The 25,912-nt window shown below is 52.5% G+C and carries 23 protein-coding genes; 17 read left to right on the top strand and 6 right to left on the bottom strand.

The window, feature by feature from the left end; genetic code table 11:
• The first annotated feature begins 4 nt into the window (after nucleotides 1–4).
• The 13 genes from hisD to ACN28R_RS09400 all read left to right on the top strand — a co-directional run bounded on the left by hisD (nucleotide 5) and on the right by ACN28R_RS09400 (nucleotide 11,991).
• Nucleotides 5–1,330, top strand: a complete 1,326-nt coding sequence (gene hisD / locus ACN28R_RS09340; RefSeq protein ID WP_095834230.1) for a histidinol dehydrogenase — start codon at nucleotides 5–7, stop codon at nucleotides 1,328–1,330.
• Complete coding sequence (hisC, locus tag ACN28R_RS09345; protein ID WP_048639202.1) at nucleotides 1,327–2,397, top strand: histidinol-phosphate transaminase; 1,071 nt, start codon at nucleotides 1,327–1,329, stop codon at nucleotides 2,395–2,397. The genes hisD and hisC overlap by 4 nt, the downstream gene beginning before the upstream one ends.
• A 15-nt stretch (nucleotides 2,398–2,412) precedes the next feature.
• Complete coding sequence (hisB, locus tag ACN28R_RS09350; protein ID WP_095834231.1) at nucleotides 2,413–3,480, top strand: bifunctional histidinol-phosphatase/imidazoleglycerol-phosphate dehydratase HisB; 1,068 nt, start codon at nucleotides 2,413–2,415, stop codon at nucleotides 3,478–3,480.
• Nucleotides 3,480–4,070 carry an imidazole glycerol phosphate synthase subunit HisH gene (gene hisH / locus ACN28R_RS09355; protein ID WP_048639204.1) on the top strand — a complete coding sequence of 197 codons (591 nt, stop codon included), beginning with the start codon at nucleotides 3,480–3,482 and terminating at the stop codon, nucleotides 4,068–4,070. The genes hisB and hisH overlap by 1 nt, the downstream gene beginning before the upstream one ends.
• A 6-nt stretch (nucleotides 4,071–4,076) precedes the next feature.
• Nucleotides 4,077–4,814, top strand: coding sequence for a 1-(5-phosphoribosyl)-5-[(5-phosphoribosylamino)methylideneamino]imidazole-4-carboxamide isomerase (gene hisA / locus ACN28R_RS09360; RefSeq protein ID WP_095834232.1), 738 nt, complete (start codon nucleotides 4,077–4,079; stop codon nucleotides 4,812–4,814).
• On the top strand, nucleotides 4,796–5,572 hold the full coding sequence (hisF, locus tag ACN28R_RS09365; protein ID WP_048639206.1) for an imidazole glycerol phosphate synthase subunit HisF: 777 nt from the start codon (nucleotides 4,796–4,798) through the stop codon (nucleotides 5,570–5,572). The genes hisA and hisF overlap by 19 nt, the downstream gene beginning before the upstream one ends.
• An 11-nt stretch (nucleotides 5,573–5,583) precedes the next feature.
• The gene (gene hisIE / locus ACN28R_RS09370) at nucleotides 5,584–6,195 is read left to right on the top strand and encodes a bifunctional phosphoribosyl-AMP cyclohydrolase/phosphoribosyl-ATP diphosphatase HisIE (protein ID WP_048639977.1); all 612 of its coding nucleotides are present in this window, start codon (nucleotides 5,584–5,586) and stop codon (nucleotides 6,193–6,195) included.
• Nucleotides 6,196–6,506: 311 nt separating this feature from the next.
• Entirely contained in the window at nucleotides 6,507–7,268 is a 762-nt protein-coding gene (locus tag ACN28R_RS09375; protein ID WP_183096751.1) for an IclR family transcriptional regulator, read from the top strand.
• Nucleotides 7,269–7,310: 42 nt separating this feature from the next.
• Nucleotides 7,311–8,939: an OPT/YSL family transporter gene (locus tag ACN28R_RS09380; protein ID WP_095834234.1), complete on the top strand. Its 1,629-nt coding sequence runs from the start codon at nucleotides 7,311–7,313 to the stop codon at nucleotides 8,937–8,939.
• A gap of 52 nt (nucleotides 8,940–8,991) precedes the next feature.
• Complete coding sequence (locus ACN28R_RS09385; RefSeq protein WP_095834235.1) at nucleotides 8,992–9,921, top strand: DUF1177 domain-containing protein; 930 nt, start codon at nucleotides 8,992–8,994, stop codon at nucleotides 9,919–9,921.
• A gap of 11 nt (nucleotides 9,922–9,932) precedes the next feature.
• A complete protein-coding gene (locus tag ACN28R_RS09390) occupies nucleotides 9,933–10,607 on the top strand; it encodes an AroM family protein (RefSeq protein WP_236840209.1) in 675 nt (224 codons plus the stop codon).
• A gap of 16 nt (nucleotides 10,608–10,623) precedes the next feature.
• A complete protein-coding gene (pepE, locus tag ACN28R_RS09395; RefSeq protein ID WP_095834237.1) occupies nucleotides 10,624–11,316 on the top strand; it encodes a dipeptidase PepE in 693 nt (230 codons plus the stop codon).
• Between the two features lie 33 nt (nucleotides 11,317–11,349).
• Complete coding sequence (locus ACN28R_RS09400; protein ID WP_095834238.1) at nucleotides 11,350–11,991, top strand: aspartate/glutamate racemase family protein; 642 nt, start codon at nucleotides 11,350–11,352, stop codon at nucleotides 11,989–11,991.
• A gap of 147 nt (nucleotides 11,992–12,138) precedes the next feature.
• Here ACN28R_RS09400 and ihfB read toward each other — a convergent pair whose 3' ends face one another.
• The 5 genes from ihfB to serC all read right to left on the bottom strand — a co-directional run bounded on the left by ihfB (nucleotide 12,139) and on the right by serC (nucleotide 17,647).
• The gene (gene ihfB / locus ACN28R_RS09405; RefSeq protein ID WP_048639213.1) at nucleotides 12,139–12,423 is read right to left on the bottom strand and encodes an integration host factor subunit beta; all 285 of its coding nucleotides are present in this window, start codon (nucleotides 12,421–12,423) and stop codon (nucleotides 12,139–12,141) included.
• 92 nt (nucleotides 12,424–12,515) lie between these two features.
• Nucleotides 12,516–14,222 carry a 30S ribosomal protein S1 gene (gene rpsA, locus ACN28R_RS09410; RefSeq protein WP_308198086.1) on the bottom strand — a complete coding sequence of 569 codons (1,707 nt, stop codon included), beginning with the start codon at nucleotides 14,220–14,222 and terminating at the stop codon, nucleotides 12,516–12,518.
• Between the two features lie 84 nt (nucleotides 14,223–14,306).
• A complete protein-coding gene (gene cmk / locus ACN28R_RS09415) occupies nucleotides 14,307–14,984 on the bottom strand; it encodes a (d)CMP kinase (protein ID WP_048639214.1) in 678 nt (225 codons plus the stop codon).
• A 194-nt stretch (nucleotides 14,985–15,178) separates the two neighbouring features.
• Nucleotides 15,179–16,468, bottom strand: coding sequence for a 3-phosphoshikimate 1-carboxyvinyltransferase (gene aroA, locus ACN28R_RS09420; protein WP_048639215.1), 1,290 nt, complete (start codon nucleotides 16,466–16,468; stop codon nucleotides 15,179–15,181).
• Nucleotides 16,469–16,561: 93 nt separating this feature from the next.
• Nucleotides 16,562–17,647 carry a 3-phosphoserine/phosphohydroxythreonine transaminase gene (gene serC, locus ACN28R_RS09425; protein ID WP_048639216.1) on the bottom strand — a complete coding sequence of 362 codons (1,086 nt, stop codon included), beginning with the start codon at nucleotides 17,645–17,647 and terminating at the stop codon, nucleotides 16,562–16,564.
• Nucleotides 17,648–17,895: 248 nt separating this feature from the next.
• Here serC and ycaO point away from each other — a divergent pair, with 248 nt between their 5' ends.
• The 4 genes from ycaO (at nucleotide 17,896) to pflA (ending at nucleotide 24,342) form a co-directional block, all read left to right on the top strand.
• The gene (gene ycaO, locus ACN28R_RS09430; protein ID WP_048639979.1) at nucleotides 17,896–19,659 is read left to right on the top strand and encodes a 30S ribosomal protein S12 methylthiotransferase accessory factor YcaO; all 1,764 of its coding nucleotides are present in this window, start codon (nucleotides 17,896–17,898) and stop codon (nucleotides 19,657–19,659) included.
• Between the two features lie 468 nt (nucleotides 19,660–20,127).
• On the top strand, nucleotides 20,128–20,985 hold the full coding sequence (gene focA, locus ACN28R_RS09435; protein ID WP_048639217.1) for a formate transporter FocA: 858 nt from the start codon (nucleotides 20,128–20,130) through the stop codon (nucleotides 20,983–20,985).
• 57 nt (nucleotides 20,986–21,042) lie between these two features.
• Complete coding sequence (gene pflB, locus ACN28R_RS09440; RefSeq protein ID WP_095834239.1) at nucleotides 21,043–23,328, top strand: formate C-acetyltransferase; 2,286 nt, start codon at nucleotides 21,043–21,045, stop codon at nucleotides 23,326–23,328.
• A 273-nt stretch (nucleotides 23,329–23,601) separates the two neighbouring features.
• Nucleotides 23,602–24,342, top strand: a complete 741-nt coding sequence (gene pflA, locus ACN28R_RS09445) for a pyruvate formate lyase 1-activating protein (protein ID WP_048639219.1) — start codon at nucleotides 23,602–23,604, stop codon at nucleotides 24,340–24,342.
• A gap of 98 nt (nucleotides 24,343–24,440) precedes the next feature.
• On the opposite strand, the gene ACN28R_RS09450 is transcribed toward pflA, so the two are convergent.
• On the bottom strand, nucleotides 24,441–25,592 hold the full coding sequence (locus ACN28R_RS09450) for an MFS transporter (protein WP_095835769.1): 1,152 nt from the start codon (nucleotides 25,590–25,592) through the stop codon (nucleotides 24,441–24,443).
• Nucleotides 25,593–25,912 lie beyond the last annotated feature (320 nt).

Here is a 25,912-nt window from a genome sequence, read left to right on the forward strand (position 1 = left end):
AGCAATGGCTGACAGCAACACGATGACCAGCTTCAATACCATTATTGACTGGCAACGTTGTTCCGCCGAGGAGCAACGCCAATTACTGACCCGTCCGGCCATCTCGGCATCGGATCGCATTACCGGCATTGTAGAAGACATCCTGAAAAGCGTAAAAAACCGCGGCGATAGCGCCCTGCGCGAATACAGCGCACAGTTCGATAAAGTACAGGTTGATTCAATCCGCGTTAGCGCGCAAGAGATTACCGCCGCTTGCGAACGTCTTGATGAAGAGGTAAAGCAGGCGATGGCGACGGCGGTGCGCAACATTGAAACGTTCCACAATGCGCAGAAGCTATCGGTGGTCGATGTGGAAACCCAGCCGGGCGTCCGCTGCCAGCAGCTAACCCGCCCGATCGCCACTATCGGATTATATATCCCCGGCGGATCAGCGCCGCTGCCTTCAACGGTATTGATGCTGGGAACGCCCGCGCGCATCGCTGGCTGCAAGCGTGTCGTGTTGTGTTCGCCACCGCCCATCGCCGATGAAATTCTCTATGCCGCGCAGCTGTGCGGCATTCAGGAAGTTTTCCAACTGGGCGGCGCCCAGGCGATTGCCGCCATGGCGTTCGGCAGCGAAAGCGTCCCCAAAGTCGATAAAATCTTTGGGCCGGGCAACGCCTATGTCACCGAAGCCAAACGTCAGGTTAGCCAGGATTTGGCCGGCGCGGCGATTGATATGCCGGCCGGGCCGTCCGAAGTGCTGGTCATCGCCGACAGCGGCGCCACGCCGGCATTTGTTGCCGCCGACCTGCTTTCACAGGCTGAACACGGCCCCGACTCGCAGGTGATTCTGCTGACGCCCGATGCCGCCCTGGCAAAAGCGGTGGCCGAAGCGGTAGAACAACAGCTGTTGCTGCTTTCACGCGCCGACATCGCGCGCCAGGCGCTGTCCAGTAGCCGGGTCATTGTGGCGAGAGATCTGGAACAGTGCATTGAAATCAGTAACCGCTACGGTCCGGAACACCTGATCATTCAGACGCGCGACGCGGAAAATTGGGTTGACCAGATCACCAGCGCCGGCTCGGTATTCCTTGGCGACTGGTCGCCTGAATCCGCGGGGGATTACGCCTCCGGGACGAATCATGTCCTGCCGACGTATGGTTATACGGCAACCTACTCCAGCCTGGGGCTGGCCGATTTTCAAAAACGGATGACGGTACAGCAACTAACCCCTCAAGGGTTGTTGCAGTTGGCGCCGACCATTGAGACGCTGGCTCAGGCCGAGCAACTCACCGCCCATAAAAATGCAGTCACCCTGCGTGTCGCGGCCCTTAAGGAGCAAGCATGAGTATTGAGCAACTGGCCCGCGCCAATGTGCGCGCGCTGACGCCCTATCAGTCCGCCCGTCGTCTGGGCGGCAGCGGCGATGTGTGGTTAAATGCCAATGAATACCCGCAGGCGCCGGAATATCAGCTGACGCTTTCAACGCTGAACCGCTATCCGGAATGCCAGCCGAAGATGGTGATCGATCGCTACGCCGACTATGTCGGGTTGCCTCGGGAGCAGGTATTGGTCAGCCGCGGCGCGGACGAAGGCATTGAACTGCTGATCCGCGCATTTTGCGAACCGGGTAAGGATGCCATTCTGTTCTGCCCGCCGACCTACGGCATGTACGCGGTCAGCGCCGAAACTTTCGGCGTCGAGCGTCGTACGGCGCAAAGCACCGAAGACTGGCAATTGGACATGTCTTCCATTGAGCGGCAGTTGGACGGCGTGAAGCTGGTTTATGTATGCAGCCCGAATAATCCGACCGGCAACCTGGTCAAACAGGAAGATCTGCGTCGCCTGCTGGATCTGACCCAGGGCAAGGCGCTGGTGGTGATCGACGAAGCCTACATCGAATTCAGCCCCCAGTCCTCCACCATCGGCTGGCTGTCGGACTATCCGCATCTGGTCATTCTGCGCACGCTGTCAAAAGCCTTTGCGCTGGCCGGGCTGCGTTGCGGCTTTACGCTGGCTAACGCGGATGTTATCGCCTTACTGCTGAAGGTGATTGCGCCTTATCCGCTGTCATTGCCGGTTGCCGACATCGCCGCCCAGGCGCTGAGTACCCAGGGGGTGGCGAAAATGCGGAAAAACGTGGCCGAAGTGGTGGAAAACCGCCGCTGGCTGGCCGAGCAGCTAGCGACGCTGGACTGCGTGGAAACCGTGTTCCCCAGCGAAAGCAACTATTTGCTGGTGCGTTTTACCCCTTCCTGTCAGGCGTTCAAGATTCTGTGGGATCAAGGTATTATCCTGCGCGACCAAAGCAAACAGCCTGGACTGGCTGACTGTTTACGCATCACTGTCGGCAACCGTCATGAATGCGAACGCGTCATCGATGCATTGCGGTCATTGCCCGGAATCAACGCTTAATCTCAAGGAGCCAACGTGAGCCAGAAATACCTCTTTATCGACCGTGACGGAACATTGATCGCTGAGCCGCCCGAAGACTTTCAGGTCGATCGCCTGGATAAGCTGGAGTTCGAGCCGGATGTGATTCCGTCATTGCTGGCATTACAAAAAGCGGGATTCCGCCTGGTCATGATCACCAATCAGGATGGACTCGGCACATCCAGTTTCCCGCAGGAAACGTTTGATCCGCCCCATAATCTCATGATGCAGGTTTTCACTTCCCAGGGCGTTCGCTTCGAGAAGGTGTTGATCTGCCCGCATTTCCCGGCCGATGACTGCGATTGCCGTAAACCGAAAACGGCGCTGGTGACGGAGTATCTGCAAAGCGGCGCTATCGACTCGGACCATAGCTATGTGATTGGCGATCGGGAAACGGATCTGCAACTGGCCCAGAACATGGGCATTACCGGTCTGCGCTATCAGCGTGAAGGTCTAAACTGGCAAACCATCGCCAGCCAGTTGACGAAACGCAACCGTCACGCCCATGTCAGCCGCGTCACGCGTGAAACCGCGATTGACGTCAACGTCTGGCTGGATCAGGAAGGCGGCAGTAAGATCAATACCGGCGTCGGCTTTTTCGATCACATGCTGGATCAGATCGCCACACACGGCGGTTTCCGCATGAACATCGAAGTGAAAGGCGACCTGTATATCGACGATCATCACACGGTGGAAGATACCGCGCTGGCGCTGGGAGAAGCGCTCAGCAAAGCGTTGGGCGATAAACGCGGCATCGGCCGTTTTGGTTTTGTGCTGCCGATGGATGAGTGCCTGGCGCGCTGCGCGCTGGATATTTCCGGGCGTCCGCATCTGGAATACAAAGCGGAGTTCAATTATCAACGCGTGGGCGATCTGAGCACCGAAATGGTTGAACACTTTTTCCGTTCGCTCTCCTATGCCATGGCTTGTACGCTTCATCTGAAAACCAAGGGGCGTAATGACCATCATCGCGTCGAGAGCCTGTTTAAGGTCTTTGGCCGGGCGCTGCGCCAGGCAATCAAAGTTGAGGGCGATACGCTGCCGAGTTCAAAAGGAGTGCTGTGATGAAGGTTGTCATTCTGGATACCGGCTGCGCCAACCTCTCCTCGGTCAACTACGCCGTACAGCGTTTGGGCTATCAGCCGATTGTCAGCCGGGAAGCCGACGTCGTACTGCATGCCGACAAACTGTTTTTACCCGGCGTCGGCACGGCGCAGGCGGCAATGAACCAGTTGGCCGAACGCGATCTGATCGATTTGATTAAAGCCTGTACCCAGCCGGTGCTGGGTATCTGTCTCGGCATGCAGTTGCTCGGCACCTCCAGCGATGAAAATGGCGGCATCCCGACATTGGGTATTGTCGATACGCCGGTCAAGCTCATGAAGGACTGCGGTTTGCCGCTGCCCCACATGGGCTGGAATCAGGTTATACCGCAAGCCGGGCACCGTCTGTTTCGGGACATTGATGAAGGCGCATACTTCTATTTCGTCCACAGCTACGCGATGCCGGTCTGCCCGCATACCATTGCGCAGGCGAACTACGGGGAAGCCTTCACCGCCGCGGTCGAGAAAGACAATTTCTTCGGCGTGCAGTTTCACCCTGAACGTTCCGGCGCGGCCGGCGCCCAGTTGCTGAAAAACTTTCTGGAGATGTAAATCGTCATGATTATTCCCGCATTGGATCTGATAGACGGACAGGTTGTTCGTTTACATCAGGGCGATTATGGACAACAGCGCCAGTACGGCAGCGATCCCCTGCCGCGGTTGCAGGATTACCAGCGGCAAGGCGCCCAGGTGCTGCACCTGGTCGACCTGACCGGCGCAAAGGATCCCTCCGCACGTCAAATTCCGCTGCTGAAAACGCTGCTGTCCGGCGTAAGCGTACCGGTGCAGGTCGGCGGCGGTATCCGCACCGAGCAGGACGTGGAAGCGCTGCTCAACGCCGGCGCCAGCCGCGTGGTTATCGGTTCCACCGCCGTAAAACAACCGGCGCTAGTGCAACAATGGTTTACCCACTATGGCGCCGACGCGCTGGTGCTGGCGCTGGATGTGCGCATTGACGCCCACGGCGTCAAACGGGTGGCTATCAGCGGCTGGCAGGAAAACTCGGAGGCCACGCTGGAGCAAACCGTCGAACAATATCTGCCGTTTGGCCTGAAACACGTGCTGTGTACCGATATCTCGCGTGACGGCACGTTAAGCGGTTCCAATGTCGAACTCTATCGAGAAGTCAGCCAACGCTACCCGCAGGTCGCGTTTCAGGCGTCCGGCGGCATCGGCAACCTGGCGGATATCGCCAACTTGCGCGGCAGCGGCGTACAGGGCGTGATCGTCGGACGTGCGCTGCTGGAAGGCAAATTTAACGTAGCGGAGGCCATTTCATGCTGGCAAAACGGATAATCCCCTGTCTGGATGTACGTGACGGACAGGTCGTCAAAGGTGTACAGTTCCGCAACCATGAAATTATCGGTGACATCGTCCCGCTGGCGCAGCGTTACGCTCAGGAAGGCGCGGATGAACTGGTATTTTACGATATCACCGCATCATCAGACGGTCGCGTTGTTGACAAAAGCTGGGTATCCCGCGTGGCGGAAGTCATCGATATCCCCTTCTGCGTGGCCGGCGGTATCAAGAGCGTAGAAGAAGCGGGGCAAATTCTCTCTTTCGGCGCGGATAAAATTTCCATCAACTCGCCGGCGCTGGCCGATCCGGACTTGATTAGCCGTCTGGCCGATCGCTATGGCGTACAGTGTATCGTGGTGGGAATTGATACCTGGCATGATGCGGCAACCGGCCGTTATCACGTTAATCAATACACTGGTGATGAAAAACGCACCAAAGTGACAACCTGGGAAACCCTGGACTGGGTGCAGGAAGTACAAAAACGCGGCGCCGGAGAAATCGTCCTGAATATGATGAATCAAGACGGCGTGCGCAACGGTTATGATTTAGATCAGCTAAAGCTGGTCCGTGAAGTATGTCATGTTCCACTCATTGCTTCCGGCGGCGCTGGCACCATGGCGCATTTCCTGGCTGCCTTCCAGGATGCTCAGGTTGATGGCGCGCTCGCAGCGTCGGTTTTTCATAAGCAGATCATTAATATTGGTGAACTGAAACACTATCTTAAGCAACAAGGCGTGGAGATTCGGGTGTGTTAAGCGAACAGCGTATTTTAAGTGACGAACAACGAAACCAACTGGATTGGGAAAAAACCGACGGACTGATGCCCGTTATCGTGCAGCATGCCGTTTCCGGTGAAGTCCTGATGCTGGGTTATATGGATCAAAACGCGCTGAAAGCGACCGAAGACAGCGGCAAAGTGACGTTTTTCTCACGAACCAAACAACGTTTATGGACCAAGGGCGAAACTTCCGGCAACTTCCTCAATGTCGTGTCGATTACGCCGGATTGCGATAATGATACGCTGCTTGTTTTGGCGAATCCCATCGGCCCGACCTGCCATCTGGGCAAAAACAGTTGTTTCTCTCCGGCTGCCAGCGAATGGCTGTTTCTGTATGAGCTGGAACAACTGCTGGGTGAACGCAAAAGCGCCGATCCGGCCAGTTCTTATACCGCGCGTCTGTATGCCAGCGGTACCAAACGCATTGCACAGAAGGTCGGTGAAGAAGGTCTGGAAACCGCGCTGGCCGCCACCGTTCACGATCGTGAGGAATTGACCAATGAAGCGGCCGATCTAATGTACCATCTGCTGGTACTGTTACAGGATCAGGATCTATCGCTTGCCAACATTATCAATCGCTTACGCGAACGGCATCAATAATGTTCACCCGAGCATTCCGTGCGCGGAATGCTCGGTTCAACCTCTTCATCGATTATCCCACACGATTCGCCTTCACCTTCCGCTGTCGCCAGACTGCACCGCATTAGTTCAGATAAACGGCCAAAATAGTGCCGCGCACAATAATGATGCATCCATTTTGACCGGTTTCCCAGCCCGTTAATCATCCTGTCGGCGGACAGGGATCCGCATTTTTATTAGTAATCAAATGATAGCGATTGCGGCATAAATCATGGCATAGAACATGCTTAGTTCTATAAAAAGGAACCAGGTTCCATTTTATGAGACTTCATATGAGCATATTAAATACCACCGCCGCCATCCTGAATTTAATGAGTCAGCTTAAACGGGGCATTACCGCCAGTGATGTGATTACGCATTTACAGTTGCCTAAAAGCACGACGTCCCGAGTATTGAAACAACTCTGTGAAACCGGATTTCTGAGCAAAGATCCACATAGCGCAACCTATAGTCCGGCATTAATGTTGCTGGAGGTCGCTTATCTGGCTCACCGCACCTCGTCGCTTACCGACGATATTGAGCAGGCGTTACGCACCTTATGTCACTCCACCGGCCATACCGGCTACCTTTCCGTATTGGACGGACCGGATGTTCTGGTTTTGCGGGTCATTCCCGGTCGTCATGCATTACAGGTCATTACCTATCCGGGAACCCGTTCTCCTTCATGGGCGACATCCACCGGGCGCGCGTTGCTCTCTCGTTATAGCAGTCAGCAGTTGCTGAGTTATTTTGACGAAACGCTGACGCCGGAGAATAAAAATCAGATTCCTTTCGCTCGTCTTCAGGAACAACTCCAAACGGTCAGGCAGCAGCGCTGGTCTTCCGCCATTAACGAAGCGGTCTCGGGCACCGCCTCGATCAGTTGTTCGGTAAAAAATCCGCAAAGCGGTGAAACCATCGCGTTTTGTCTGACCTTTCCAGCCAGCATGGCGAATGAACAGGAGATAGAGAGTCTCGCCAGACGACTCACCAGCGCCGCCATGCCGATTGGCAAAAAATATGGCGACCCGTACTGGTTACAGAACCCTTTATAAAAAATTAAGCGCGTTATTTTTACATTTTAGGAGTGAGATTACATGTCAGGTCATTCATCCCTCCACCAGGCGGAAAAACCGGGGAAAGAACGGCATCACAGCAGTTTTAATCCACTGACGTTGGTGTTTCTGGTCATATTGAGTCTGTTTGGCGCGGTCATCGGCATTCAACTGTTAACGACGCTGGGGGTTACGCCCAACACCTCGATTATCGGCGCATTGATCGCCATGATCATCGCCCGTATTCCACTGCAGTTGTTACGCCGTTTCCGCTCGATTCACATTCAGAATCTGGCGCAGACGGCTATTTCATCGGCGACGTTTGGCGCGGCCAACAGCCTGTTGCTGCCTATCAGCGTAATGTGGCTGTTTGGCAGACCGGATCTGGTGATTCCGGTATTTATCGGCGTCGCGCTGGCCATGCTGCTGGACGCCTACCTGCTTTACCGCATGTTCAATACTTCGGTATTCCCGGCTAGCGGCACCTGGCCGCCGGGAGTGGCGGCGGCGGAATCGATCAAGGCCGGCGATCAGGGCGGCAGTCAGGCAGCAATCCTTAGCGCCGGGCTGGTTATTGGCGCTATCGGTTCCTGGTTTAAATTACCGATGTCGGCGCTGGGTACGGCCTTTATCGGCAACATCTGGGCGCTTTCGATGTTTGGCGTCGGCCTGTTGCTGCGCGGCTATAGCCTGCCCCTTTTAGGCATTGATATTAATAAAAATTATATTCCCCACGGTATGATGATTGGCGCGGGTATCGTGGCGCTGTTTCAGGTTATCGTGCTTATTCGCGGCCGGAAAGACCCCCAGGCCTCCTTAACGGCCGCATCGCTGAAAGCCGCTAATGATGACCGCCGGCACATTCTCAGCGCGATCCGCCTGGGAGCGATTGGCTATATTGCCCTGGCGATGCTGATTGCGGCGGGCACCGGTCTGTACAGTGAAATGTCGGTGGGCATGTTGCTGGCGTTCATTCTCTACGCCGCTTTTGCCGCTTTTATCCATGAGCTGATCGTCGGACTGGCGGCAATGCACTCCGGCTGGTTCCCGGCTTTCGCGGTTGCCTTGATCACCTTGATCATCGGTATGATGATCGGCTTCCCCTTGCTGGGATTAGCGGTGCTGTGTTCCTTCTCCGTCGCCACCGGCCCGGCCTTCGCCGACATGGGCTATGACCTGAAAGCCGGTTTTATCCTGCGGGATAACGGCGCCGATGCCGCTTTCGAATTGGAAGGCCGCCGCCAGCAGCTATATGCCGCGCTGATCGCTTTCGTTATCGCCATCCCGGTGGTCTATTTCTCCTATCAGAGTTACTTCCAGAATAATTTGGTTCCTCCGGTCGCCAAAGTGTATGTCGCGACCATTCAGGCCGGCGTCTCCATGGATATCGCCAAATCACTGCTGATCTGGACGGTGCCGGGCGCATTGATCCAATGGCTGGGGGGGTCAAAGCGCCAATTGGGCGTGCTGCTCGCCACCGGCCTGTTGATTGCCAACCCGCTGGCGGGATGGGCGGTGCTGCTGGGTATCACGCTGCGCTTGCTGATTATCAAAATTGGCGGAGAAAAAATGCGTAATCGGATGGAGGTTTTTGCTGCCGGTCTGATTGCCGGAGATGCGATCTTCAATTTCTTTAGCTCCATTTTTTCCAGCAAAATCAGTGGCAAATAACGGAAATATAACGACGTTATACCTGAATACACTTATTAGATGAGAGAATAAAATGAGTTTTTTTCAAACCTTACAAGCATTCGAAGCCCTTGATAGCGCCGCGGCCAGCGGAAAAACCGTCGTTGAACTGCTGTCCGCCTATCCGGACGTTGAAGTCAGCGTGACGGAATTCAAGGGGGACAAAGGAAAAACGGATTTCGTCAAAATCATCGTTCCCGGCAATAATGGTAAACGCAAAGGCGGCCAGGCGCCGACGATCGGCATCGTCGGTCGGCTAGGCGGCATCGGCGCGCGCCCGGAACGTATTGGTCTGGTTTCCGACGCTGACGGCGCCGTCACGGCGATTGCGGCGGCATTAAAGCTGGCCCATATGCAAACCAAAGGCGACGCCTTGCCAGGCGATGTGATTATCACAACGCACATCTGCCCGGATGCGCCAACCCGCCCGCACGAACCCGTAGACTTTATGGACTCGCCGGTCGATACCGAAGAGATGAACGCACAGGAAGTTATGCTTGAAATGGATGCGGTCTTGTCTATCGATACCACCAAAGGCAACCGTATCATCAACCATAAGGGCTTTGCTATTTCCCCAACGGTGAAACAGGGTTACATCCTGCGTATATCTGAAGATTTACTGCGCATTATGGAGATGACCAGCGGCAAAGCGCCCGTCACCTTCCCTATCACCACACAGGATATTACCCCTTACGGCAACGGCGTGTTCCATCTCAACAGCATCCTGCAACCCTCTATTGCGACCGATGCGCCGGTCGTCGGCGTGGCGATCACCACCGAAAGCGCGGTTCCAGGCTGCGGTACCGGCGCCAGCCATGAGGTCGATATCGCTGCGACCGCAAAATTCGTGGTGGAAGTCGCCAAAGAATTTACCCGCAAAACCTGCCGGTTCTTCGATCAGGCGGAATACGACCACCTACTCGAACTTTACGGTTCACTGGCTCATTTGCAAAAACGCCAATAAGGAAGATGACGATGCCTCTGCTTGGTACATTGACGATTGGTCAGGCTCCGCGCGCCGATATTACGCCGATACTGGAGTCGCATCTGCCGGCAGGAACGCCGTGCATTCATGCCGGCGTGCTGGACGGTTTAGATAAAGCGGCCATTGAGCGGCAGTTCGCGCCACAGCCGGATGATGCGGTTTTGACCAGCCGTTTGCTGGACGGCAGCGCCGTTATTCTCGGTAAAACGGCCGTACATCAGGCGGTTCAACAGAAGCTGGACGATCTGGAGCAGCAAGGCTGCACGCTTATCATACTGCTGTGTACCGGTGAGTTTCATGATCTAGCCTGCCGACAGGCCTGGCTGATTGAGCCAGACAGACTGGTGCCCCCGGTTGCCGCCACGCTAATCGGCCAGCGCCAGGCCGGTATACTGGTGCCGCTGGTAAAACAGATAGCCAGCGAAGGGGAAAAATGGCGCGACATGCAACGTCCGCCACGCTATGCCGCCGTCTCTCCCTATGACGGCAGCCGGGATGAGCTGGTGCAGGCGGCGCGCTCATTAAAAAGTCAGCAGGCAGAGGTCATCATTATGGACTGCATGGGCTATACCGAATGGCACCGGCAACAGGTCGCTGAAGCCACCGGCTTGCCAGTGTTACTGTCCAACGCGCTAATCGCCCGCCTGGTCGCCGGGCTAATTTAACAATAGGAAATAGCTGATGAATCTATTATTGCTCAGTAATGGGACATTACCGGGAAAAGGTTATCTGGAACATGCGCTGGACCCTATTCAGAACATCACGAAAAACCGAAAAAATGCGCTGTTTATTCCTTTTGCCGGTGTGACAATAAGCTGGGATGACTATACGAAAAAAGTACAACAGGCATTATCCACGCTCGATGTCGCCATTACCCCGGTTCACACAACAGAAGATCCGCAACAGGCGGTACGCGATGCCGATATCATCATCGTCGGGGGCGGTAACACCTTCAATCTGCTGAAGTGTTGCCGGGAGCGGAAGCTGCTGACGGCGATCCGCCAACGCGTTCAGCAAGGCGCCGCATATATTGGTTGGAGCGCTGGCGCCAATCTTGCCTGCCCTACGATTTGCACCACCAACGATATGCCCATCATCGACCCGCAAGGATTTGATGCGCTGAATCTGATCGACTTCCAGATCAACCCGCATTACACCAACAAACTTCCCGATGGACATCAGGGGGAAACCCGCAACCAGCGGTTAGCCGAACTGTTGATGGCGCAACCCGAGATCGCGATCGTCGGGCTGCCGGAAGGCGACTGGCTGGTGGTTGACGATAAAAAAATCCGCCTCGAAGGCCCCTACTCCGCAGCCTTGTTTAAGGCGCAACAGCCGCCGCAAACGCTGGATTGCGGGGAATTGCGGCTATAAAGCTCGCTACTCTTTATAATATGAGAGGACATCATGACGCTTGGAATTATTCGTGTACTCACCACGCAGGATCGCTCCCTGCTCGATGAGCACGGCCGCCTGTTACAACAGGAATACGGTTTGCAATCCATCAGTCGCTGTATTCCCGATCAGCATAACGGCATTTTTGACCGCAACAGCGAGGCCATCGCCGTCCCTAAAATCATCGCGCTCGGCCAGTCTTATCAACAAGAAGGATGCCAGGCCATCTTTCTCAGCTGTGCCGCCGATCCCGGTCTGGAGCAACTTCGCCAGGCCGTCTCCATACCGGTAATTAGCGCGGGCAGCGCCTGCGCCCGCATCGCGGCCAACCTTAGGCTGCCCGTTGCGGTTATTGGTATCGGCAGTCAAGCGCCTGCGCCGTTTCGCCGCTTATTGGGGGAAGATGTCCCCTATGCCCGTCCGGATGGCGTAACGCAAACCACGGACTTGCTCACCCGGCAAGGGAAAGAGAGCGCGTTCGCCTGTGCGCAAAAACTCCATCGCGATGGCGCGAAAGTCATCGCGTTTTCCTGCACCGGCCTGTCGACTATCGCTTTAGCGCCGCGGATCAGGGAAGAAATAGGATGTGTCGCCATTGATGCCGTTAGCGCCGCAGGCATGTTTGCAATCGAGTGGTTGGGTGAGCCGGCGTAATATCGAGACAGAGCGCGATTGTCAGCGTTGCTGACGGCGGGCCAAGGTAGGGTTGCCCGCATAAAAAATGGCACCTTTCAGGTGCCATTCTACAAATCATCTTGCAAGCAAAACTACAGTAATTATCAACTGATGATTAAGGTTGAATTAACCGTAGATATTGGCGCGGTCGCGCAGTTCCTTACCCGGTTTGAAGTGAGGGACATACTTGCCTTCCAGCTCAACTTTCTCACCCGTTTTCGGATTACGACCAACGCGTGGTGCACGGTAGTGAAGTGAAAAACTGCCGAACCCACGGATCTCAATGCGATCACCTTCGGCCAATGTTGTGGCCATCTGCTCAAGCATCTCTTTCACTGCATCCTCAACCACTTTGGCCGGGATATGAGATTGCTGTCCAGCAAGTCTTTCAATAAGTTCAGACTTGGTCATGGTTCCTCCAAGTGCATGGATTAGGGTAAATAACCACAATAACTTACTACCGTTTCAAGAGTGAGCAACTCGCGTTGCCCACTCCACCGTTATTACTCGCCTTTTGCTGCTTTGAAAGCTTCAGCCATGGCGTTAGAGAAGTTACCATCTTCCTGTTTGTTAACAGAAGCGATAGCGTCTTTCTCGTCTGCTTCGTCCTTAGCACGAACGGACAGGCTGACAACGCGGTTCTTGCGATCAACACCGGTGTATTTTGCTTCAACGCTGTCGCCAACGTTCAATACCAGCGTTGCATCTTCAATGCGGTCGCGAGAAGCTTCAGAAGCACGCAGATAGCCTTCAACGCCGTCTGCTAATTCAACTGTAGCACCTTTGGCGTCAACAGCAGTAACTTTACCAGTAACAATAGCACCTTTCTTGTTCAGAGACAGGTAGTTATTGAACGGGTCTTCAGCCAGTTGCTTCACGCCCAGAGAGATACGTTCACGTTCTGCATCTACCTGCAATACAACAGCGGCGATTTCATCACCTTTCTTGTATTCGCGAACGGCTTCTTCGCCGGCAACGTTCCAGGAGATATCAGACAAGTGAACCAGGCCGTCGATGCCGCCGTCCAGGCCGATGAAGATACCGAAGTCAGTGATGGACTTGATCTTACCTTCAACGCGATCGCCTTTGTTGTGGGTTTCAGCAAATTGCTGCCACGGATTGGCTTTACATTGTTTCAGACCCAGAGAGATACGACGACGTTCTTCGTCGATATCCAGAACCATAACTTCCACTACATCGCCAACGTTAACAACTTTGGACGGATGGATGTTTTTGTTGGTCCAATCCATTTCTGAAACGTGCACCAGACCTTCAACGCCTTCTTCGATTTCAACGAAGCAGCCGTAATCAGTCAGATTGGTTACACGACCAGTCAGACGAGTGCTTTCCGGGTAACGCTTAGCGATAGCAACCCATGGATCTTCGCCCAGCTGTTTCAGGCCCAGGGAAACACGAGTACGCTCGCGGTCGAATTTCAGCACTTTAACAGTGATTTCATCGCCCACATTGACGATTTCGCTCGGATGTTTAACACGTTTCCAAGCCATATCAGTGATATGCAGCAGGCCGTCAACGCCACCCAGATCAACAAACGCACCGTAGTCGGTAAGGTTCTTAACGATACCTTTGACTTCCATGCCTTCCTGCAGGTTTTCCAGCAGTTGATCGCGTTCAGCGCTGTTTTCAGATTCGATAACCGCACGGCGGGAAACCACAACGTTGTTGCGTTTCTGATCCAGCTTGATAACTTTGAACTCAAGCTCTTTGCCTTCCAGATGCAGCGTGTCACGAACCGGGCGAACGTCAACCAGAGAACCTGGCAGGAACGCACGAATGCCGTTCAGCTCAACGGTGAAACCGCCTTTAACTTTACCGTTGATAACACCGGTAACAGTCGCAGCTTCTTCGTAAGCTTTTTCCAGCATCAACCATGCTTCATGGCGTTTAGCTTTTTCACGAGACAGCAGCGTTTCACCGAAGCCATCTTCGACAGCGTCCAGAGCTACGTCTACTTCATCACCAACCTGGATTTCCAGTTCGCCCTGGGCATTTTTGAATTGCTCTACCGGAATAGCTGATTCAGATTTCAAACCGGCGTCAACCAGTACAACATCTTTATCAATAGCAACAACAACACCACGAACGATGGAACCAGGACGGGTTTCGATTTCTTTCAGGGATTCTTCAAAGAGTTGAGCAAAAGATTCTGTCATGTTGATAATCTTAGGAGTCTTCAATTTAACGTCCATCTGGCGTCCTGCTCGATGGGGTTGTTTAACATGCCTCGCTGTTCATCCTTACAGCAAGGTAAAAATTCATTGGTTTATATGTGCTTACACAAGCACTTCGCGGGAATACGCCAGCGCTCGCGCAATCACTTCGTCGATTGTCATTTCTGTCGAGTCCAGCACCAGCGCATCGGCTGCCGGCACCAAAGGCGCGACGGGGCGATTGCGATCGCGGTCATCACGCTCTCTTATCTCAGATAAAAGACGTTCAAAGTTAACACTAAAGCCCTTCTCTTGCAACTGCAGCATGCGTCTCTGCGCGCGTTCCTCCGCGCTCGCATCCAGGAAAATCTTTACCGGCGCATCGGGAAATACCACCGTTCCCATATCACGCCCGTCGGCAATCAGCCCCGGCGCTTCGCGAAATGCGCGCTGCCGCCGTAATAATGCTTCGCGAACGCGGGGAAAAGCCGCCGCCTGCGAAGCCGTCATGCCTACGTCTTCGGTGCGGATCTCGTTACTGACGTCCTCACCTTCTAAAATCACCTTTAACTGTCTGTCATCAGAAATAAAACGTACATCCAGGTGGGAGGCCAGAGGAACCAGCGCTTCTTCTGAAAGAATATCCACCTGATGGTGTAAAGCCGCCAGCGCCAGAACACGATAAATCGCCCCGGAATCCAGCAGATTCCACCCTAATGCCTCCGCCAACGCCTTACATAACGTACCTTTACCCGCGCCACTCGGTCCGTCAACCGTTATTACCGGTGCAGTCACCGTCATTTCTCTCTCCTATACATAAGGAATTCCGCTAATGTCATTCGCGACATTACGATGCTTCATTATACGCATCAACGGCGGGAAACGTTATATTAATGCCGGACTGAAAAGGAAAAATTAAGAAAATGCCTGATGGTAGAGAACTGATTTTGAGCGCTGAAGGCACGGTTCACACCGTGCCTTGCATGACGAAATGACTACGCCCGTTCGCTCAGCCGGGCAAGCTGTTCAAAATAATCCGGGAAGGTTTTCGCGGTGCACTTTGGATCCATGATGGTGATCGGCGTATCCGACAATGCCACCAGTGAAAAACACATCGCCATACGGTGATCGTTATAGGTGTCGATTGCCGCGGATTTCAGATGGGCGGGTGGCGTGATGCGAATATAATCTTCCCCTTCTTCAACTTCCGCCCCCACTTTGCGCAATTCCGTCGCCATCGCGGTAAGACGATCGGTCTCTTTTACCCGCCAGTTATAAATATTCCGCAACGTAGTGGCGCCACCCGTTGCAAACAGCGCCGTCGTCGCGATCGTCATGGCGGCATCAGGAATGTGGTTCATATCCATATCAATCGCGTGAAGTTCGCCACGCTGGCATTCAATATAGTCATCGCCCCAGCGGATCTTCGCCCCCATTTGCTCCAACACATCGGCAAAACGAATATCGCCCTGAACGCTTGAACGACCAACGCCGGTAACGCGAATCGTGCCGCCGCGGATCGCGCCCGCAGCCAGAAAATAAGACGCCGAAGACGCATCCCCCTCCACCAGATAATCTCCCGGCGAACGGTATTGCTGACGGCCAGATACGTAAAACTGCTGGTAATTGTCGTTGCGCACCTCGATACCAAACGTTTTCATCATGTTCAATGTGATATCGATATAGGGTTTGGAAACCAGCTCACCCTGAATACGGATATGGCTATCCTGGGGAGCCAGAGGCGTGGCCATCAATAGCGCGGTCAGAAACTGGCTGGATACGCTGCCATCAACGCTGATTTCACCGCCCTGAAACCCGCCCTGTAAACGTAACGGCGGATAGTTTTCCTGTTCCAGGTAATCCACTTTTGCGCCGCCCTGGCGCAAGGAATCAACCAGGTGGCCAATAGGACGTTCTTTCATCCGGGGTTCTCCCGTCAGAATGATATCGCCTTTGGTCAAACATAGCGCCGCCGCCAGCGGACGCATGGCCGTTCCGGCATTTCCCAGAAACAGCTCTAAAGGCTTCAGAGCTTTTAATGCGCCGCCCAAACCGATAATTTCACACTGAGTACGGCTGGTAGAGAGGTGATAAGTCACACCCATCGCCTGCAGCGCATTCAGCATATGGCGAACGTCATCGCTGTCCAGCAAATTCGTCAGCCGCGTCGTTCCTTCAGCCAGGGCTGCCAGCAATAGCGCACGATTCGATACGCTTTTTGAACCAGGGAGGTTGATCGTGCCGTTAATCAATTTAACCGGCTGTAGGGTCAGGGATTCCTGCATGTGAAACTTATTCTCCAAACGTGAACACAGAAACCCCGGTTATACCGGGGTTTCTTCATCAATTAACCATAACCGATTTTTTACGGCAAACCATTATCCGTGACGACGTTCGAAGTCCGCCATGAATTCAGTCAGTGCCTTAACGCCTTCCAACGGCATGGCGTTATAGATAGAAGCGCGCATACCGCCCACGGCACGGTGTCCTTTCAGCGCGTGCAAACCAGCGGCCTGAGCCTCTTCCAGGAAGACCTTATCCAGCTCAGCGTTCGCCAGCAGGAAAGGCACATTCATACGGGAGCGATTGGTCACGGCCACATCGTTGCTATAGAAGCCGCTGTCATCAATGGCGCTATAAAGCAGATTAGCCTTATCCTGGTTGCGTTTTTCCATTTCAACCAGGCCGCCTTGCTCTTTCAACCATTTAAACACCATACCTGACAGATACCAGGCAAAGGTCGGTGGGGTGTTAAACATGGAGCCATTGTCAGCCAGAATCTGATAATCAAGGATCGAAGGCAATTCACGACGCGCTTTACCCAGCAAATCCTCGCGCACGATAACCAGCGTCAGCCCTGCGGGACCAATGTTTTTCTGCGCGCCGGCATAGATCACGCCATAACGACTCACATCAATGGGGCGGGATAAGATACTGGAAGAGAAGTCGGCCACCACGATTTTGTCGCCGAAATCGGGTTCTTCTTCGATCGCCAAACCATCAATGGTTTCATTGGGGCAGTAATGAACGAATGCGGAATCATCGGACAATACCCACTCGCGCATCGGTTTTGCGCTGCGCAGGCCATCTACGCGCGTTTTCACATCCACGACATTCGGGGTACAGTATTTTTCCGCTTCTTTAACGGCGCTGTGCGCCCAATAACCGCCGTCGATATAGTCAGCCTGCGTTTTATCTCCCAACAAATTAAGCGGTACCGCCGCAAACTGCGCGCGGGCGCCGCCATGACAGAAAAGCACTTTGTAATTGGCAGGGACTTTCAGCAAATCGCGCAAATCCTGCTCAGATTCGGTAGCGACCTGCATAAATTCTTTACTGCGGTGGCTGATTTCCATTACCGATGTACCCAGGCCATGCCAATTGCACAGTTCCTGTTCAGCCCGACGTAATACTTCAACCGGCAGCATTGCTGGACCGGCGCTAAAATTAAAAACCTGAGTCATTTCCCCTCACCACATCTCAGAAATAGCGATTATTTTATCACAATGGTTCAAGACACACTGTTTTAGTCTAGTATCGGTTTTATCACTCGACACTTATGGCTGCAATGCTTATTGCGTTTTGCCCCACAAAACGACTGTTGATAGGTTGCATCTCATCCTATGTTATCAATCTGTTACAGAATGAATAGAGTCCGCGTTAAAAAGCCCGTATCATGCACCTCTTATTCAAACAGACAAAAGTGAAGACCATGACCCAAACGTTCATCCCAGGCAAAGACGCCGCCCTGGAAGACTCCATCGCCCGTTTTCAGCAACAGCTCCAAAACCTGGGGTTTAATATCGAAGAAGCTTCATGGTTGAATCCTGTGCCTAACGTCTGGTCGGTCCACATTCGCGATCGTGACTGTCCTCTTTGCTTCACCAATGGTAAAGGCGCCAGCAAGAAAGCGGCTTTGGCTTCCGCCCTGGGGGAATACTTTGAACGCTTATCGACCAACTACTTTTTTGCGGATTTTTACCTCGGAAAAGCCATAGCACAGAGCGAGTTCGTTCATTATCCCAATGAAAAGTGGTTCCCCATGCCGGCTGATAACTCGCTGCCGGAAGGGATTCTGGACCCCCGCCTGCGTGAATTTTACGATCCGGAAAAAGAACTCGGCGCCAGCGATTTAATCGACCTGCAATCGGGTAACGCCGATCGAGGGATCTGCGCATTGCCTTTTATCCGCCAGTCCGATTTACAGACGGTCTATATTCCGATGAACATCATCGGCAATCTGTATGTGTCCAACGGCATGTCCGCCGGCAATACGGCCAATGAGGCGCGAGTTCAGGGATTATCCGAAGTCTTTGAACGCAGCGTCAAAAACCGCATTATTGCTGAGTCAATCAGCCTGCCGGACATTCCGCAAACGGTGTTAAACCGCTATCCAGGCGTGGTCGAAGCCATCGCCACGCTGGAAAAAGAAGGCTTCCCCATCTTCGCTTACGATGCTTCTCTTGGTGGACGCTATCCGGTTATTTGCGTTGTGCTGTTCAATCCGGCAAATGGAACCTGTTTCGCCTCATTTGGTGCGCACCCAGACTTTGGCGTGGCGCTTGAGCGTACGGTAACGGAACTTCTGCAAGGCCGCGGGCTGAAAGATCTGGATGTTTTTACCCCGCCGACGTTTGACGATGAGGAAGTCGCGGAGCATGCCAATCTGGAAACCCATTTTATCGACTCCAGCGGTCTGATCTCCTGGGATATGTTTAAGAACCAGGCCGATTATGCGTTTGTGGACTGGGATTTCAGCGGCACCACGGAAGAGGAATTTGCCACGCTGATGGCTATTTTCCAACAGGAAGATAAAGAAGTGTACATTGCCGACTATCAGCATCTGTCCGTTTACGCCTGCCGTATTCTGGTTCCCGGTATGTCGGATATTTATCCCGCGGAAGATCTGCTGTTGGCCAATAACAGCATGGGCGCTCATCTGCGTGAAACGCTGCTAGCGCTGCCGGATAGCCAATGGGAAAAAGAAGAGTATCTCGCCCTGTTGCGGCAACTGGATGACGAAGGTTTTGATGACTTTACCCGGGTACGAGAGCTGCTTGGCATCGCCACGGGTAAAGATAACGGCTGGTTCACTCTGCGCATTGGCGAGTTGAAATCAATGCTGGCGCTGGCCGGCGGCGATTTGGAGCAGGCATTAAGCTGGGCGGAATGGACTCTGGATTTCAACGACTCGATCTTTAGCGCGCAACGCAGTAATTACTACCGCTGTCTGCAAACGTTGTTACAACTGGCGCTGGAACAGGAGCGCGATCCTGCCGGGTATTATGATGCTTTCGTCAAAATGTACGGACGTGAAACCGTAGACGCCGCCAGTGCGGCGATCGCCGGGGAACAAGCCTTTCATGGGCTATTCACCGTTGATGATGCATTCACCGCGCTCCCCGCCCATCGCGCATTGCTGGCTGCGTATGAGAAGCTGCAACGCGCGAAAAGTCGCTACTGGCCAGCAAAATAATGCTGATGGCGACACGGTAAAGACCTAGAATATTCGCTTCGCGGTTTTCACCCCATTACGGCGCGACACTATTTTTATTTTTCAAATTAAGCGCAACAATAACCCTTTTAAAAACAAGGGTTATTGTTGTTTGAAAATTAATATTTCCCGTCAAATTAACTAAAACGAAATCACTTTGTTGTTAAATGGTGAATATTTAGTTAAATTACATTAAAAGTAGCGTACTTAAATTATACAAGGCATGATATTTATTAACGCCAAATCAGGATGAAAACACCTGGTTATTCAAATATTTTTGTAAACTTTAAAATATTTTTTATTATAAAAATCAACAAGATAACCACACAAACCCGGACTTTACACGGCTGTACACCGGTGTTAGTTTCGCGCAATATGATCCACGTCAAATTTTGCTTTATACCGCTTTGTTAGTATCTCGACGCTGATAAATTTTAAGAGAGAGTTAGTGTGAAAGCTGACAACCCCTTCACTCTGCTATTACCGGCCGCAATGGCGAAAGTTGCCGAAGATGCCGGCGTCTATAAAGCAACAAAAAAACCGTGGGTAACGTTTTATCTGGCGATCACCGCGGGTGTTTTTATCTCGATTGCTTTTGTCTTTTATATTACCGCCACCACCGGCACGGCAACGATACCTTTTGGTATTGCCAAACTCATCGGTGGTATTTGCTTCTCACTGGGATTGATGTTGGTTGTCGTTTGTGGAGCGGATTTATTTACTTCCACCGTACTGACCGTCATCGCCAAAGCCAGTGGACGCATCACCTGGAAGCAGCTAGCCTTTAATTGGATTAACGTGTATATCGGTAATCTGATCGGCGCGCTTTTCTTTGTTGCGCTGATTTGGTTCTCCGGCGAACATATGGTCGCCAATGGCGCATGGGGACTCAACATTCTGCAAACCGCGGAACACAAGCTTGAACATACTTTTGTTGAAGCGCTTTGTCTGGGGATTTTAGCCAACCTGATGGTATGCCTAGCCGTGTGGATGAGTTATTCCGGCCATAGTCTGACAGACAAAATGTTCGCGATGATTCTTCCGGTCGGCATGTTTGTCGCCAGCGGTTTTGAACACAGCATCGCCAACATGTTCATGATCCCGATGGGCATAGTCATCAAAAATTTCGCCACCCCCGAATTTTGGCAGGCCGTTGGGATGGCGCCCTCTCAGTTTGAACATTTAACTATTAGCCATTTTATCAGCGATAATCTGATTCCAGTTACGATAGGAAACATTATTGGCGGTGGCTTTCTTGTAGGTTTAACATACTGGGTAATTTATTTACGCGGCGGAGACAAGCATTAACGTGCAATCAGCCGCAACGTCGGATTTTAAAAAATCCATATCAAAGGTAGGTGTAAAATGACCGATCTGAATGAAAAACTGGCCAGCGCATGGCAAGGCTTTAGCAAAGGTGAATGGCAGGATGGAGTTAACGTTCGTGACTTCATTCAGAAAAACTATACGCCGTATGAAGGTGACGAATCCTTCTTGGCTGACGCTACCGCAGCAACGACTGAGCTGTGGGATAAAGTCATGGAAGGCGTCAAGCTGGAAAACCGCACCCATGCACCGGTTGATTTTGATACCAACCTGGCATCAACCATCACCTCCCACGATGCGGGCTACATCAATAAGAGCCTGGAAAAAATCGTTGGTCTGCAGACCGATGCTCCGTTGAAGCGTGCGCTGATCCCATTCGGCGGGATCAAAATGATTGAAAGTTCCTGCAAAGCGTATGACCGCGAGCTGGACCCTTCCATTAAAAAAATCTTTACCGAATATCGTAAAACCCATAACCAGGGCGTATTCGACGTTTATACTCCGGACATCCTGCGCTGCCGTAAATCCGGCGTGCTGACCGGTCTGCCGGACGCCTACGGCCGTGGTCGTATCATCGGTGACTACCGTCGCGTTGCGCTGTACGGTATCGACTACCTGATGAAAGATAAATTCGCTCAGTTCGCTTCTCTGCAACCGGACCTGGAAAGCGGTGAAGATCTGGAAGGCACTATCCGTCTGCGTGAAGAAATCGCTGAACAACATCGCGCACTTGGCCAGCTAAAAGAAATGGCTGCCAAATACGGTTGTGACATTTCTCGCCCGGCGACCAACGCTCAGGAAGCGGTACAGTGGACTTACTTCGGCTACCTGGCCGCGGTGAAATCCCAGAACGGCGCCGCCATGTCCTTCGGTCGTGTATCCACATTCCTGGATATTTACATCGAACGTGACCTGGCCGCTGGCAAAATCAATGAAGAACAAGCTCAGGAACTGATTGACCACCTGGTCATGAAACTGCGTATGGTTCGTTTCCTGCGTACTCCTGAATATGATGAACTGTTCTCCGGCGACCCGATTTGGGCGACCGAATCTCTGGGTGGTATGGGTCTGGATGGTCGTACGCTGGTTACCAAAAACAGCTTCCGCTTCCTGAACACCCTGTACACCATGGGGCCGTCTCCGGAACCGAACATCACTATCCTGTGGTCGGAAAAACTGCCGCTGAACTTCAAAAAATTCGCGGCGAAAGTCTCCATCGATACATCTTCTCTGCAATATGAAAACGATGATCTGATGCGTCCGGACTTCAACAGCGACGATTACGCGATTGCCTGCTGCGTTAGCCCGATGGTTGTGGGTAAACAAATGCAGTTCTTCGGCGCCCGTGCCAACCTGGCTAAAACCATGCTGTATGCTATCAACGGCGGCGTGGATGAAAAAATGAAGATGCAGGTTGGTCCGAAATCCGAACCGATCAAGAGCGAATACCTGAACTTCGACGAAGTTCTGGAACGCATGGATCACTTCATGGATTGGCTGGCCAAACAGTACGTCACCGCGCTGAACGTCATTCACTATATGCATGACAAATACAGCTACGAAGCCGTGCTGATGGCGCTGCACGATCGTGATGTATACCGTACAATGGCTTGTGGTATCGCCGGTCTGTCCGTTGCTGCCGACTCCCTGTCCGCCATCAAATATGCCAAAGTTAAACCAATCCGTGACGAAGACGGCCTGGCTATCGACTTTGACATCGAAGGCGAATATCCGCAGTTCGGTAACAACGACCCACGCGTTGATGAACTGGCATGCGACCTGGTTGAACGCTTCATGAAGAAAATTCAGAAGCTGCATACCTACCGCAACGCCGTACCGACTCAGTCCGTTCTTACCATCACTTCCAACGTGGTATACGGTAAGAAAACCGGTAACACGCCTGATGGACGCCGTGCTGGCGCGCCGTTCGGTCCTGGTGCCAACCCGATGCACGGTCGTGACCAGAAAGGCGCTGTCGCCTCTCTGACTTCCGTTGCGAAACTGCCGTTCGCCTACGCGAAAGATGGTATCTCTTACACCTTCTCTATCGTACCGAATGCGCTGGGTAAAGATGACGATGTTCGTAAAGCCAACCTTGCCGGCCTGATGGATGGTTATTTCCATCATGAAACTGCCAACATTGAAGGTGGTCAGCATCTGAACGTCAACGTAATGAACCGTGAAATGCTGCTTGATGCCATGGAAAACCCGGAAAAATATCCGCAGTTGACCATCCGTGTATCTGGTTACGCAGTGCGCTTCAACTCGCTGACTAAAGAACAGCAGCAGGATGTAATTACCCGTACTTTCACTCAGTCAATCTAATTTCCCTGACTGTTTGAAAAGGCGTAAAATAAAGGCTCCACGCGTGTGGGGCCTTTTTCTCGCCCCGCGTAACGCCAAATCGTAGCATTAAAATCTGTTTTGCCAGCCACCTATCTATCTCAACGCGATGCTGGATGACTGGCAAAATAGATTCGCAGCATTAGCCATACCATGTGTGTTCTATCACCGTTGTGACAGACACGCCGTCTGTTCGCTTATGACTGCGCTTACAAAGACCGCTATTGTTCGGTCAAACCTGGAGAAAACCCTGCAATGTCTGTAACTGGTCGCATCCACTCTTTTGAATCCTGCGGTACTGTAGATGGCCCGGGCATCCGCTTTATCGTTTTCTTTCAAGGCTGCCTGATGCGCTGCCTGTATTGCCATAACCGAGACACCTGGGATACTCATGCCGGAAAGGAAATTACGGTTGAGGAATTAATGAAAGAGGTCGTGACTTATCGCCACTTCATGAACGCATCGGGTGGTGGCGTCACCGCATCCGGTGGGGAAGCGATTCTGCAAGCCGAATTTGTCCGTGATTGGTTTCGTGCCTGCCATGCGGAAGGGATCAATACCTGTCTGGATACCAACGGGTTTGTTCGCCGCTATGAGCCGGTGATTGATGAGCTTTTGGACGTCACCGATTTGGTCATGCTCGACCTGAAGCAGATGAATGATGATATCCATCAAAACCTGGTTGGCGTATCTAACCATCGAACCCTCGACTTTGCCCGTTATCTGGCGAAGCGTAACATACGCACCTGGATACGTTACGTCGTCGTTCCCGGCTGGTCCGATGACGACAAATCCGCCCATATGCTCGGCGAATTCACCCAAAATATGTCGAATGTCGAAAAAATCGAACTCCTCCCCTATCACGAACTGGGTAAACATAAGTGGATAGCGATGGGTGAAGAGTACAAACTGGATGGTGTCAAACCGCCAAAAGCCGAGACAATGGATCGCGTAAAATCGATCCTTGAAGGATACGGACACAAGGTAATGTATTGATTCAAGCGTGCGATAACACGTCCGTGACAGAACACCGTAAAACGCCGTGATGAAATGAGCAGGCCAGAGGAAACTCCGGCCTGTTTGTCATTGTAGACTTAGGCTGTCGCCAGTGGCTTTGGATGATGATCGGCCTTCTTCAACAATATGACCAAATAGCACAACGACACCACGGCGATAAGGACAAACAGCAGGCGATCGGAATACGTTTGCATCAATATCGCCGCCAAGCTGGGACCACTCAGACTCCCCAGCGTATAACTCAGCAATAGCGCCTGATTCATGGCAACCAGCTCGTCAGGGCGCACTTTTTCGCAGGCCCATGACATCGCGACAGGGTATAGCGTAAAACCGGCGCATCCCAACATAAACAGGCCCGGAACCATGGCATAGCGACTAGCACTCAACATGGCGAGACAACCGACAATCACGGCAAAAGTCAGCACCCGCAGAACCAGCAGACGGCCATACCGGTCAGCCATGCGGCCGACCGGCCACTGTCCAACAATACCTGCGCTAATCAGCAACGCCATCCAGTACCCGACCCCGGCATCGCTCATCCCCTGATGAGAAAAATACAGCGGCATTAACCCGTACAACGATCCCAGGATGACGCCGGAAATCACACAGCCATGAACCCCTAACCGGGCATGACGGTATTTCAGCATCTTCCAAATATTAGCCTTGTGCTCTTGTTTTATTGGCGCGGGAATATGCGCAAACAGCAGAGGGAACACGCCCAGAATAATCAATGCCACAGCCCAGGGTAAGACGTTCAACAACTCTGTCGACACCATACCAAGCAGCAACTGCCCCATCACGCTGCCAAAATAGTAGGCCATCATATATGAGGCCAATAGCTGACCTCTATGGGCGGATGAACCACTGCAAAGCAATGCGCTTTCAACCACAACCCAAATTAATGCGCAACCCACCCCGGCCAGAAAACGCCAGAATAGCCAGCTCCATAAATCGACAGAAATACCCAGCCCAATAGTGGCTATGCCAAATAATAATGCGGCAAAATAATAACTGCGATTAAATCCATAATGCCTGATTAATTTACCGGCAAACAATGTCCCAACCAGATTCCCGCCGAAATAAGACGACCCGACAAGCCCTACCTGCCAGGTAGGAAGCTGCTGATAACTCAGCCAAATTGGCACCAGTGTATTCAATACGGCAATACAAATAGTCAGCAGCAAAAGGCCGCAGAGCAATAAAAGCACTGGGCGAGAGTAAGCAGACATAATGAAATGGATAACCAAACAACCAGAAAAGAATGAGCGCATCATGCCACTGCGTATTTAAAAGTCAATCCGGGTAATATGAGCAAATGATGCTTATTTTTTCATTGATTTAAATAATTAATCGAACAAAGCAACTAATGGATAATCAAGGGACCGAGGTAATAGCTACCCCAATGATTTTAAATAGATTTAGCTAAAGGAATAACATTTAAGCGACGGCAGAGGCCTGAAAAAAGAACGTTCTTGATTAAAAAATATTACCGTATTTCCGCATAAAAAAAGCGCCACCAGGCGCTTTTTCATAATGCTTAAAACTTAAC

It is taken from the genome of Brenneria goodwinii, from assembly GCF_002291445.1.
GTDB lineage: Bacteria > Pseudomonadota > Gammaproteobacteria > Enterobacterales > Enterobacteriaceae > Brenneria > Brenneria goodwinii.